Here is a 12,470-nt window from a genome sequence, read left to right on the forward strand (position 1 = left end):
CGTAAAACACACGATGGACACGCGGTCGTACGCCTGCCATCAAAGCCCGTTAGGCTGGCGTGATGCCGAAACGTCCGTCCGCTGCCGCCTCCTTGCGCCGGGCCTGGCGCAAGGGCCTGAGCGCCGTCACGGGCCAGGTCTTGCGCAGCGCCCGCGACGCGGCGCACCAAGCCAGGCGCACCGGTTCCTCCGATCTGATGCCCGGCCTGGTGCACGGGATGCGCAAGACGCCGGCGCATCCCTCGCCCGGACTCGGCGACTGGGTCGCGGGGATCGCCTCGGGCCGCGCGGGCATGCGTCGATTCCGGCTCTTCCGTCCGTCGGGGCTTGCGGTGGGCGAGCGCCTGCCGCTGGTGGTGATGCTGCACGGCTGCGGGCAGGATCCCGCCGGCTTCGCGCGCAGCACGCGGATGAACCGGCTCGCCGCGCGCGAGGGCTTCCTGGTGCTTTATCCGGAACAGAGCCGCCTGGCCAACCCGCAGCGCTGCTGGAACTGGTTCGACACCGAGTCCGGTCGCGCGCAGGCGGAGGCCGCGCTGATCCTCGCCGCCGTCGATCAAGTCTGCCTGCTCCACGGCGCCGACCGCGAACGCGTCGCCCTGGTCGGACTCTCCGCGGGCGCGGGCATGGCCGCGCTGCTCGCGACGATGCACCCCTCGCGCTTCAAGGCCATCGCGATGCATTCCGGCGTCCCGCCGGGCATGGCCACGTCGGCGACGAATGCCCTGCGCGCGATGCGCGGCTCGGCGCTGCCCTCGGCATCGGCATCGGCATCGGCGCCGACATCGACGTCAACGCCAAACCCGACCGGCGCCTGGCCACCGCTGCTGGTGATCCACGGCACGCGGGATCGCGTGGTCGGCGCGTCGAATGCCTACGAGGCGGCGCGGCAATGGGCCGAGGCGGCAGGCGCCAAGGCGGCGCCCGCGCGCGTCGTGCAACGCGGCCGTCGCTGGCCGATGACGATCGTCGACTTCAAGCGTGGCCGCGCGGTCGCGGCCACGCTTGTCGAGATCGACGGCCTGGCGCATGCCTGGAGCGGCGGCGCGGCGAAGGAACCCTTCAGCGACCCGGCCGGGCCGGACGCGACGGCGATGATCTGGCGCTTCGTCGCGAAGCGCCTGGCCCTCAAGGCGTGAGCCCGCTGGCCCCCAGCAGATCGCGCCACTGGCGCTGCTGGTCGGCGAACTGTTGCCAGGCCTCGTCGGCCAGAGCCTGGTGACGGTCGGCGTCGGCGATCTCGCCCAGCAGGCGGAAGGTCTGCGCCAGCCGGCTGTGGGTGATCGCCCGGTCGTCGAGCTCGCAATCGGGATCGAGCTCGATCTCGGCCTCGCGCGCCTGATGCAGCGCATGCTCGTGCTGGCCGAGGTTGGCCCGGCACCAGGCCAGGTCCGACAGCAGGCTGCTCCCCAGCCGCTCCAGCCCGAGCGACATCGCCTGCGGCAGGTGCTCCTCGTAGAGCTGGCGCGCCTCGTCGAAGCCGCCCTGCATCGTCAGCACCTGCGCGCGCAGCACCGGCCTCAGCTCGCCCATCATCTGCGCGCCGACGGCCTCGTCGAAGTGATGCATCGAGTCGACGGTCAGCAGCAGCTCGGGCCCGCGGGCCGCATGGGCCCACAGGCTCTCGCGCCGCAGCTGCGACGCGCGCATCCCCGCCATGTTGAACATCAGCGCCGACAGCGACGCATCGTCGCCCTCCACCGCGGCATGGTGCCGCGCGCGGATGTACCAGCGCTGCGCGGATTCGACATCGCCGGCGTAGTGCCAGCCCACGCCCATCGCCATCGCCACGCGCGCCAGCGCGACGTGTTGGTCGGGTCGCGCTTCGTCGAGGCAGCGCCGCGCGTGCTCGACCAGCGCCGCCGGGTCGTGCCGGATGAAAGCCAGTTGCGCCAGCCAGGCCGCGGCCAGCACGCGCACCTCGACCAGCGCGGGCGCGCTGCCAGCGATCGCCTGCGCGCGCTGGATGCGGTCCCAGGCCTGCTGCGCGACGAAGCCGTTGTAGTAGCTCATCAGGCCTTCGGCCATGTGCAGCCAGGCACCGATCTCCGGATGCGGATGCTGGAAGGAGAGCTGGTGCAGCGCGGTCAGCGCCTCGCGGGCCTCGCCCACCGCGCCGTGCCGCGCCAGCAGCATCGCGCGCTTGGCCCGCGCGCCGGCGGAGGCCATCGGCGACGCGGCGGCGGCGATCTCCTTCTCGAGCTGCTTGAGCAGACGCGACTTGATTGCCGGGGAAGGCGTCGCGTCGGGCGAGGCGTCCTGCATGCCGGCCTCAGCGCGTCAGGCGGTCCAGCGCTTCCTGGTACTTCGCCGCCGTGTTGGCGATCACGTCCGCAGGCAGCGTCGGCGCCGGCGCGACCTTGCCCCAGGGCTGGCCGTCGACGGTGGCCTGCTCCAGCCAGTCGCGCAGGAACTGCTTGTCATAGCTCGGCGGATTGCTGCCGACCGCGTAGCTCTCGGCCGGCCAGTAGCGCGAGGAATCGGGCGTCAGCACCTCGTCCATCAGCGTCAGCGTGCCGTCGGCATCGAGGCCGAACTCGAACTTGGTGTCCGCGATGATGATGCCCTTGGTCAGCGCATAGTCCGCCGCGCGCTGATAGAGGCGGATGGCGATGTCGCGGACCTGTTCGGCCAGCTCGCGGCCAATGATCTGCGCGCAGCGCTCGAAGTCGATGTTCTCGTCGTGGTCGCCCATCTCGGCCTTGGTGGCGGGCGTGAAGATCGGCTGCGGCAGCTTGCTGGCGTTCTGCAGGCCCGCCGGCAGTTCCACGCCGCAGACCTTGCCGCCGGCCTTGTACTCGGACCAGCCACTGCCGGCCAGGTAACCGCGCACCACCGCCTCGATCGGCAGCGGCTTCAGGCGCTTGACCAGCATCGCGCGGTCGCGCACCTGGTCCTTCTCCGCATCGCTCACCACGGACAACGGATCGTCGCCGGTCAGGTGGTTGGGGACGATGCCGTCGAGCTTGTCGAACCAGAACAGCGCCATCTTCGTCAGCAGCGCGCCCTTGCCCGGAATCGGCTCGCTCATGATGACGTCGAAGGCCGAGATGCGGTCCGAGGCGATCATCAGGATGCGATCCTCGCCGACCGCGTAGTTCTCGCGCACCTTGCCGCGCGCGATGAGGGGAAGGGAGGTGATCGACGAGGTGTGCAGGGCGGCGGTCATGGGCGTGCGGTCGGACGGAACGGCAAAGCGGGGATTCTAGAGGCGGCAGGGGAAATCACCCCTCCAGGAGCGCCCCCGCGATCCGCTTCACGCCGTGCCGGCGCGGCGCCGGTCGCTTCAGATCGCGTCGAACCCGACGTAGCGCGCCACGAAACGCGCCTTGCCTTCGCGCTCGAAGGCGGCCTCGTCCCAGTCACCGGCGTCGAGACGCCCCGCCAGGCCCGGCTTGAGCAGGTAGGTCCAGGCCCGCTCCCAGCGACCGTCGGCCAGGGTGACCAGCACCTCGTGGCGCTCGTACTCGTCGCCCTCGAACAGGTCGAGCCGCGCCCAGGCGGCCTCGGGCAGGTCGAGGTAGAGGCGGCCGACGACCTGATGCCCATCCGCCGGCACCATCGCCGGGTAGTCCTGCCCGCGCACCGGACGGCGCGCATGGCCGGCCAGCGTCGCAGCCTCCGGCGTCGCCAGCGGCGCGCGGGCCGGACCGCAGACGCGGGCCATGATGTCGGGCCACATCAGCGTGCCGTAGGTGAAGAGATGGGCCATGGCATCCGGATGGGAAAGCGGACGGAAAAGGACCGGCGCGAGGCCGGTCCGGATCGATCACTGGACGACTTGCGCCAGCTCGCCGCGCGCGTAGGCGGCGGCCACCTCGGTCAGCGGACGCGGCTTGATCTTCGAGGCCTGACCTTCGCAGCCGAATTCCAGGTAACGCGCCTTGCAGACCAGCTTGGCCGCTTCACGCGCCGGCTTGAGCCATTCGCGGGCATCGAACTTGTCGGGGTTCTCGGCCAGGAACTTGCGCACCGCGCCGGTCATCGCCAGGCGGATGTCGGTGTCGATGTTGATCTTGCGCACGCCGTGCTTGATGGCTTCCTGGATCTCCTCGACCGGCACGCCGAAGGTCTCCTTCATCTTGCCGCCGTACTGGTTGATGATCGCCAGCAGTTCCTGCGGCACGCTCGACGAACCGTGCATCACCAGGTGGGTGTTGGGGATGCGCTTGTGGATCTCCTTGACGCGGGAGATCGCCAGGATGTCGCCGGTGGGCTTGCGCGAGAACTTGTAGGCGCCGTGGCTGGTGCCGATGGCGATGGCCAGCGCGTCCAGCTGCGTGGCCTTCACGAAGACCGCGGCTTCCTCGGGGTCGGTCAGCATCTGGCTGTGGTCCAGCTTGCCGGCGGCGCCGATGCCGTCCTCCTCGCCCGCGTCACCGGTTTCCAGGTTGCCCAGGCAACCCAGTTCGCCCTCGACGGTGACGCCGACCTTGTGCGCCATCTCGACGACGCGGCGGGTCACGTCCACGTTGTAGTCGAAGCTGGCGGGCGTCTTGCCGTCGTCCATCAGCGAGCCGTCCATCATCACCGAGCCGAAGCCCAGGTTGATCGCGCCCTCGCAGACCTTGGGGCTGGTGCCGTGGTCCTGGTGCATCACCAGCGGGATGTGCGGGTAGGCCTCGACCGCGGCCTGGATCAGGTGCTTGATGAAGGGCTCGCCGGCGTATTTCCGGGCGCCGGCGCTGGCCTGCAGGATGACCGGGGCGCCGACCTCGTCGGCCGCGGCCATCACGGCCTGCACCTGCTCCAGGTTGTTGACGTTGAACGCTGGAATGCCGTAGCCCTGTTCGGCCGCGTGGTCCAGCAGCTGGCGCATCGAGACGAGTGCCATGAGAGTTCTCCGAGGAAGTGAAAAATCCTTGGGCCGCGGACCGGCGCCAACACCATGCCGTAACCGCGCCGTAACTGGGCGGGATTCTAGCCAGCCCCCATGACCGGCTCTGTAACCAACCTGGGGCTCCCCCCGAACTGGTGCCATACCAGCACCCGTCGGAGGGACGTCCCCGCCGGAACCCGGGCAGGCCGCCTCGCCCCCTCGGACAGGGGTGAATGCGCTTGCGCGGCGGCGGAAGCGGCCGGTAGGCTCTTGCCCGGGCGGCCCGGCTCCGGTGGGAGCAAGCCTCGTGCCTTGTCCGGTCGCCACCGGCGCGGATCGCCCGCGACTTCCCTTCGCGCGACGCGTCGCGCCCGCCAGGACCTTCATGACCCGTCTCGCGATCGACCAGCTGACGCTGTGGATCACCGCCGCCGCCAACGAGCATTCGCTGGACCTGCCCGCCTACGTCGAGGAACGCACCGGCGCCAGCCATCGCGCGACGCTGGCGGCGCTGCGCCGACTGGTCGACGCCCAGTGGCTGACCCGGTCGGGCACCACGCGCCGGCCGGTCTTCGGGCCGGGCGCGCTGCGGCAGGTGGCGCGCAGCTACACGCTGCACGGGCTGATGGAGGACGTGGTCTGGCAACGCGACTTCGCGCCCCACTTCCAGCTGCCGCGGCATGTCGCGCGCATGGTCCAGCACGGCTTCACCGAGCTGGTGAACAACGCCATCGACCACAGCGGCGGCACCAGCGTCACCGTGTCGCTGCGCCAGACGCCGACCCACGCGCAGTTGCTGGTCTCCGACGACGGCTGCGGCGTCTTCGACAAGATCTGCGACACCTACGAGCTGACCGACGCCCGCCACGCGATGCTGGAGCTGAGCAAGGGCCGGCTGACGACGCAGCCGCAGGCGCATACCGGACGCGGGCTGTTCTTCAGCTCGCAGCTGGCGGACGTGTTCGACATCCACGCCAACGGCAAGGCCTTCCAGCGCCGGGCCTGGGAAGGCAATGCGTGGAAGGACGGCAAGGGCCTGCCGCGCCAGGGCAGCTCGATCTACATGGCCATGGCGCTGGAAAGCACCCGCACGCTGGAGCAGGTGCTGGAGCAGTGGAGCGTGGACGGCAGCGGCATTGCCTTCGACCAGACGCGGGTGATGCTCAACCTGGTCGTCGGCGCGGGGCAGATGCTGGACTCGCGGGCGCAGGCGCGTCGGGTGGCGGCGCGCCTGCCGCAGTTCAAGCGGGCGGAAGTCGACTTCGCCGGCGTCACCGATGTCGGCCACGCCTTTGCCGACGAGCTGTTCCGGGTCTTCGCGCGCGCGCACCAGGACGTGGAACTCGTGCCCCTGAACATGACGCCGCGCATCGCCGCGCTGGTGCAGGCCGCGCGCAACGCCTGAGGCCCGGCCCGTCGCTGGCCCCGTCAGAGATCGCTGTCGACCAGCGCCTGGATCGCGGCGCGGCTGCGCTGGATGGCTTCGTCCAGCCGCGGCAGCAGCAAGGCGGGCTCGCTGCCCTTGGCGGCGGCGAACAGGATGCCCTCCTCCACCAGCGGCCGGGGCAGCACCTGCAGCTGGGCGCCATCCCGCAGCGGGCGCAGGCGCCGCTCCAGGGCGGCCGCGCTGCCGCGGTGGGTGGCGAGCATCGCATCGCAGCGTCCCGCCACCAGCATGCGCGCGCGGCCCTCGAGGTCATTGCCGCCGTGCTCGACGCGGAACAGCCGCCGGCGGGCGTCCTCGAAGGCGGCGCCATAGGTCGCACCGCGCGACACGCACAACGTCAGGCCGCGCAGGTCCTCGAGCCGCTCGAAGGCGATCGGCCGCGCCTTGGGCACGACCAGCCAGCCGCGGCTGACGAAGGCCGGCTGGCTGTAGGCGAAGACCTTGTCCCGCGCCGGGTTGCGCGACAGTCCGAAGGTCAGGTGCTGGCCGAGTTCCGCGCCCAGCAGCGCGCGCGGCCAGGGCAGCAGCTGCAGTTGCCACTGCAGGCCGGCTGCCTCAGCGATCAGCCGCAGCAGCGGCAGGATGAAGGGCTTGTGCGTCTGTTCGCTGATGGCCAGCCGGATCGGCCCCGGTGCACCGACCGCGGCAGCGTCGGGCTCGGCCAGCGCGCCGCCGGCGACCGTCGCCAGGCCCACGCCGCCCGTCACGCCCATCAGCAGCTCACGGCGGCGCAGCGGCTTCATGCGAACGGACCGGGGTTCAGGCGACCCGGCAGACCTTCAGCATGTTGGTGCCGCCCGGGTAGCCCATCGGCTCGCCGCAGGTGATGGCATAGGTGTCGCCCGGCATCAGCACGCCGCGCTCGATCAACAGGTCCTCGGCGGCCTGCAGCGCCTGGTCGCGATCGCTGAAGTTGGGCATCAGCAGCGGCGTCACGTTGCGGTACAGCGCCATCTTGCGGTGCGTCAGCGTCTGCGAGGTCAGCGCGAAGATCGGCACATGGATGCGGTGGCGGCTCATCCACAGCGCGGTCGAGCCGGACTCGGTCAGCGCCACGATCGCCTTGCAGCCCAGGTGGTGCGCGGTGAACAGCGCGCCCATCGCGATCGACTGGTCGATGCGGCCGAACTGGCGGTTGGCGAAGTCGGTGTCCAGCGTCACGAACTCGGCGTTCTCGGCCTCCCGCGCGATCGCGGCCATCTGCTGGATGGTCTCGACCGGGAAGCGGCCCGCGGCGGTCTCGGCGCTCAGCATCACCGCGTCGGTGCCGTCGAGCACCGCGTTGGCGACGTCCGACACCTCGGCGCGGGTCGGCACCGGGTTCACGATCATCGACTCCATCATCTGCGTCGCGGTGATGCAGACCTTGTCGAGCTCCAGCGCCATCTTGATCATGCGCTTCTGCAGCGCGGGCACCGCCGCGTTGCCGACTTCGACGGCCAGGTCACCGCGGGCGACCATGATGCCGTCGGAGGCCTTGAGGATCGCCTCCAGGTGGGGGATGGCCTCGTAGCGCTCGATCTTGGCGATCATCCCCGGCTTGTGACGGTAGGGCTCGCCGGCGACGTTGGCCAGCTGGCGGGCCATTTCCATGTCGGTGGCGTTCTTGGGGAAGCTCACCGCCAGGTATTCGCACTGGAAGGACATCGCCGTCTTGATGTCCTCCATGTCCTTGCCGGTCAGCGCGGGGGCGGTCAGGCCACCGCCCTGCTTGTTGATGCCCTTGTTGTTGGACAGCTCGCCGCCCTGCTTCACGATCGTGTGGACCTGCGAGCCGCGCACCGCCTCGACCGTCAGCACCAGCAGGCCGTCGTTGAGCAGCAGCGTGTCGCCGGGCTTCACGTCACGGGGCAGTTCCTTGTAGTCCAGGCCCACGACCATCTCGTTGCCGGGCTCGGTGCGGTCGGCGTCCAGCACGAAGGGCGTGCCGTTCACCAGTTCGATCTTGCCGTTCTCGAACTTGCCGACGCGGATCTTGGGGCCCTGCAGGTCGGCCATGATGGCCACCTGCTTGCCGGCGCGGGCCGCGGCCTCGCGGACCATGCGGGCCCGGTCGATGTGATCCTGCGCCTTGCCGTGCGAGAAGTTCAACCGCACCACGTCGACGCCGGCCTGGATCATCTGCTCCAGCACCTCCGGCGACGAAGAAGCGGGACCGAGGGTGGCGACGATCTTGGTGGCACGGGACATGACTTGTCTCTGTCTGAAATTTAGTTACAGCCGTCGATTATGAGGGGCTCTCGGGGCCTCGGCACAGTTTCCGGGAGTTACGGCGAAGTTTCCAACGCCGCGACTCCCGGAGCGTCCGATCAGCCTTGCGAGGCCTTCACGTCCGCGCTGGCGAGCGCGGTCATGTTGACGATACGGCGCACGGTCGCCGACGGCGTGAGGATGTGCACCGGCCGCTGGGCGCCCAGCAGGATCGGCCCCACGGTCACGCCCTGCCCGCCCACGACCTTCAGCACGTTGAACAGGATGTTGGCGGCATCCAGCGTCGGCAGCACCAGCAGGTTGGCGGAGCCGGACAGCGTCGAGTCGGGCAGGAAGTTGTTGCGCACGTCCTCCGACAGCGCCGCGTCGCCATGCATCTCGCCGTCGCATTCGACCTCGGGATGGGCGGCCGCGAACAGGTCGCGCGCCTTGCGCATCTTGACCGCCGAGGCCCGCTTGCTGCTGCCGAACATCGAGTGCGAGAGGAAGGCCACCTTCGGCGGCAGGCCGAAGCGCTGCAGTTCCTCGGCGGCCTGCCAGGCGATGTCGGCGAGCTGTTCGGCGCTGGGGTCTTCGTTGACGAAGGTGTCGGCGATGAACAGCGTGCGCTGCTCCAGCATCAGCGCGTTCATCGTCGCGAAGTTGGAGACGTTCGCCTTCAGGCCGATGAGGTTCTGGATGTGCTCCAGGTGGGAGTCGAAGCGGCCGACCATGCCGCAGATCATCGCGTCGGCGTCGCCGAGCTGGATCGCGAGCGCGCCGATCGTCGTGTTGGAGCGGCGCACCGCCGACTTGGCCATCTCCGGCGTGAAGCCGTTGCGGCCCATCGCCTGGTGGTAGGCCTCCCAGTACTGGCGGAAGCGGTGGTCGTTCTCGGGGTCGATGACGGCCACGTCCTCGCCCAGCTTCAGCCGCAGGCCGGCGCGCTTCAGGCGCATCGCGATGACCTCGGGGCGGCCGATCAGCGTGGGCTTGGCCAGGCCTTCATCGAGCGCCACCTGCACCGCGCGCAGCACGCGCTCGTCCTCGCCCTCGGCGTAGATCACGCGGGCCGGATGGGCCTTGGCCTCGGCGAAGACCGGGCGCATGAACATGCCGGTCTGGTAGACGAAACGCGAGAGCTGCTCGCGGTACGCGGCCATGTCGGTGATCGGACGCGTCGCGACGCCGGAGTCCTCCGCCGCCTTTGCGACCGCGGGCGCGATGCGCAGGATCAGCCGGTTGTCGAAGGGCTTGGGGATCAGGTAGTCCGGGCCGAAGGCCAGGTCCTGGCCCGGATAGGCCGCGGCGACTTCCGGCGGCGTCTCGGCCTTGGCCAGCGCGGCGATCTCGCGCACGCAGGCCAGCTTCATCGCCTCGGTGATCTTGGTCGCGCCGCAGTCCAGCGCGCCGCGGAAGATGTAGGGGAAGCACAGGACGTTGTTGACCTGGTTCGGATAGTCCGAGCGGCCGGTGGCGACGATGCAGTCCGGGCGCGCTTCCTTGGCGAGCTCGGGACGGATCTCCGGCTCGGGGTTGGCCAGCGCCAGGATGATGGGCTGGCGCGCCATGGTCTTGACCATCTCACCGGTCAGCACGCCGGCGGCGGAGCAACCCAAGAACACGTCCGCGTCCTTGACCACGTCGGCCAGCGTGCGGGCCGGGGTGATCTGGCAGTAGCGGCGCTTGGACTCGTCGAGCTTGGCGGCATCGGCGCGCTCGCTCTGGACCACGCCCTTGGAGTCGACGACGAAGACGTTCTCGCGCTTCACGCCCAGGCCGACCATCACGTCCAGGCAGGCGATGGCGGCGGCGCCGGCGCCCGACACGGCGACCTTCACCGCGCCGATGTCCTTGCCGACCAGTTCCAGCCCGTTGAGCAGCGCGGCGCTGGAGATGATCGCGGTGCCGTGCTGGTCGTCGTGGAAGACGGGGATGTTCATCCGCGCGCTCAGCTGCTTCTCGATGTAGAAGCACTCGGGCGCCTTGATGTCCTCGAGGTTCACGCCGCCCAGCGTGGGCTCCATCGCCGCGATGATCTCGACCAGCTTGTCGGGATCGCGCTCGGCCAGCTCGATGTCGAAGACGTCGATGCCGGCGAACTTCTTGAACAGGCAGCCCTTGCCTTCCATCACCGGCTTGGCGGCCAGCGGGCCGATGTCGCCCAGGCCCAGCACCGCGGTACCGTTCGTGACCACGCCGACCAGATTGCCGCGCGAGGTGTACTCGGCGGCCAGCGTCGGGTCCTTCTCGATGTCGAGGCAGGGATAGGCCACGCCCGGCGAGTAGGCGAGCGACAGGTCGCGCTGGTTGGCCAGCGGCTTGGTCGGGGTGACGGCGATCTTGCCGCGCGTCGGGGTGCGGTGATAGTCCAGCGCCGCCTCGCGCAGGGCGGCTTCGGCGGGGCTCAGGCCGAGGCCGTCGTTCTTGTCGGTCATGCAAATCTCCGTCGCGATGAAGGGGGCCCGGCGCCATTTCCGGCATGCGATCGCGGCGACGAACCGGTGCCGTAATCGCCCGGTAACAGGGGCCCGGGGGGCGCAAAGCTTAATCCTCCGGCTCGCGCGGCGTGATGAATTCAGCTTTAACTGCCATGCAAAGATGGCAATCGCTCATGCGCGCGATGAGGGTCCGCATCGGGATTTGCCCGCAAGTTAGAGCCTTCATCCGAGAACCGTGCCCAATTGCACTTCAGGCCGCCGCGCTCGCGGCGTGCGAGGAACGCGCTCACTAGCGACCTCTCGCCTGCAACAAAAAACGCGCCCGAGGGCGCGTTTCTTTCTTGAGGCGCGGCGTTCAGCCCTGCGCGCGCTTGGACAGGATCTCGAAGGCCGGCAGGGTCTTGCCTTCCAGCACTTCCAGGAAGGCGCCGCCGCCGGTGGAGATGTAGCCCACGTCCTGCTCGATGCCGTACTTGGCGATCGCGGCCAGCGTGTCGCCGCCGCCGGCGATCGAGAACGCGTCCGACGCGGCGATCGCGCGGGCGATGGTCTCGGTGCCGTGCGCGAAGGCGTCGAACTCGAACACGCCCACCGGGCCGTTCCAGACGATGGTGCCGGCCGCCTTCAGCTGCTCGGCCAGCAGCGCCGCGGTCTTCGGGCCGATGTCCAGGATCAGGTCGTCATCGGCCACCTCGGTGGCGGCCTTCACCGTCGCCGGCGAGTCGGCCGCGAAGGCCTTGGCCGTTACCACGTCCACCGGGATCGGCACCGCGGCGCCGCGCGCCTTCATCGACTCGATCACCGCCTTGGCTTCGCCGAGCAGGTCCGGCTCCGCCAGCGACTTGCCGATCTTCAGGCCGGCCGCCAGCATGAAGGTGTTGGCAATGCCGCCGCCGACGATCAGGCCATCGACGTTCCTGGACAGCGACTGCAGGATGGTCAGCTTGGTCGACACCTTGGAGCCCGCCACGATCGCCACCAGCGGGCGCTTCGGGTTGGCCAGCGCCTTGCTGATGGCATCGATCTCGGCCGCCAGCAGCGGACCGGCGCAGGCGACCTTGGCGAACTGCGCGATGCCATAGGTCGAGGCCTCGGCCCGGTGCGCGGTGCCGAAGGCGTCGTGCACGAAGATGTCGCACAGCGCGGCCATCTTCTTCGCCAGCTCCTCGCTGTTCTTCTTCTCGCCCTTGTTGACGCGGCAGTTCTCGAGCAGCACCACCTGGCCCGGCTTCACGTCGACGCCGTCGACCCAGTTCGCGACCAGCGGCACCTCGCGGCCCAGCAGCTCGCCCATGCGCCGGGCCACCGGGGCCAGCGAGTCCTCGGGCTTGAACTCGCCCTCGGTCGGGCGGCCCAGGTGCGAGGTCACCATCACCGCGGCGCCGGCCTTCAGCGCCATCTCGATCGCGGGGATCGAGGCGCGCACGCGCGTGTCCTCGGTGATCTGGCCGGCGTCGTTGAGCGGCACGTTCAGGTCGGCGCGGATGAACACGCGCTGGTCGGCCACCTTGCCGGCGGCGATCAGATCGGCGAATCGCAGGACGTTCATGGGATGAGCTTCGAGTAGTTGGAA

Annotated in this window: 10 protein-coding genes; 2 read left to right on the forward strand and 8 right to left on the reverse strand. The window is 69.8% G+C overall.

Going from position 1 to position 12,470, the window contains the following annotated elements; genetic code table 11:
* Positions 1 to 62 precede the first annotated feature (62 nt).
* Complete coding sequence (locus FHT38_RS20045) at positions 63 to 1,139, forward strand: PHB depolymerase family esterase (RefSeq protein WP_183493019.1); 1,077 nt, start codon at positions 63 to 65, stop codon at positions 1,137 to 1,139.
* On the opposite strand, the gene FHT38_RS20050 is transcribed toward FHT38_RS20045, so the two are convergent.
* The 4 genes from FHT38_RS20050 to fba all read right to left on the reverse strand — a co-directional run bounded on the left by FHT38_RS20050 (position 1,129) and on the right by fba (position 4,834).
* Positions 1,129 to 2,265, reverse strand: coding sequence for a hypothetical protein (locus FHT38_RS20050; RefSeq protein ID WP_183493020.1), 1,137 nt, complete (start codon positions 2,263 to 2,265; stop codon positions 1,129 to 1,131). The genes FHT38_RS20045 and FHT38_RS20050 overlap by 11 nt on opposite strands.
* A 7-nt stretch (positions 2,266 to 2,272) precedes the next feature.
* Positions 2,273 to 3,169: a phosphoribosylaminoimidazolesuccinocarboxamide synthase gene (locus FHT38_RS20055; RefSeq protein ID WP_091727911.1), complete on the reverse strand. Its 897-nt coding sequence runs from the start codon at positions 3,167 to 3,169 to the stop codon at positions 2,273 to 2,275.
* 117 nt (positions 3,170 to 3,286) lie between these two features.
* A complete protein-coding gene (locus FHT38_RS20060) occupies positions 3,287 to 3,712 on the reverse strand; it encodes a gamma-glutamylcyclotransferase family protein (protein ID WP_183493021.1) in 426 nt (141 codons plus the stop codon).
* A 57-nt stretch (positions 3,713 to 3,769) separates the two neighbouring features.
* Entirely contained in the window at positions 3,770 to 4,834 is a 1,065-nt protein-coding gene (gene fba, locus FHT38_RS20065) for a class II fructose-bisphosphate aldolase (protein WP_091727920.1), read from the reverse strand.
* A gap of 370 nt (positions 4,835 to 5,204) precedes the next feature.
* Here fba and FHT38_RS20070 point away from each other — a divergent pair, with 370 nt between their 5' ends.
* Positions 5,205 to 6,224 carry an STAS-like domain-containing protein gene (locus tag FHT38_RS20070; protein ID WP_091727924.1) on the forward strand — a complete coding sequence of 340 codons (1,020 nt, stop codon included), beginning with the start codon at positions 5,205 to 5,207 and terminating at the stop codon, positions 6,222 to 6,224.
* 23 nt (positions 6,225 to 6,247) lie between these two features.
* On the opposite strand, the gene FHT38_RS20075 is transcribed toward FHT38_RS20070, so the two are convergent.
* The 4 genes from FHT38_RS20075 to FHT38_RS20090 all read right to left on the reverse strand — a co-directional run bounded on the left by FHT38_RS20075 (position 6,248) and on the right by FHT38_RS20090 (position 12,446).
* Positions 6,248 to 7,009 (reverse strand): ABC transporter substrate-binding protein, encoded by a 762-nt coding sequence (locus FHT38_RS20075; RefSeq protein ID WP_183493022.1) that lies wholly within the window; start codon positions 7,007 to 7,009, stop codon positions 6,248 to 6,250.
* Between the two features lie 16 nt (positions 7,010 to 7,025).
* Entirely contained in the window at positions 7,026 to 8,456 is a 1,431-nt protein-coding gene (pyk, locus tag FHT38_RS20080) for a pyruvate kinase (protein WP_091727933.1), read from the reverse strand.
* Between the two features lie 119 nt (positions 8,457 to 8,575).
* Positions 8,576 to 10,894, reverse strand: a complete 2,319-nt coding sequence (locus tag FHT38_RS20085; protein WP_091727937.1) for an NADP-dependent malic enzyme — start codon at positions 10,892 to 10,894, stop codon at positions 8,576 to 8,578.
* A gap of 358 nt (positions 10,895 to 11,252) precedes the next feature.
* Entirely contained in the window at positions 11,253 to 12,446 is a 1,194-nt protein-coding gene (locus FHT38_RS20090; protein ID WP_183493023.1) for a phosphoglycerate kinase, read from the reverse strand.
* Between the last annotated feature and the right edge of the window lie 24 nt (positions 12,447 to 12,470).

This window comes from Mitsuaria sp. BK041 (assembly GCF_014193085.1).
In the GTDB taxonomy this organism is placed as follows: Bacteria; Pseudomonadota; Gammaproteobacteria; order Burkholderiales; family Burkholderiaceae_C; genus Roseateles.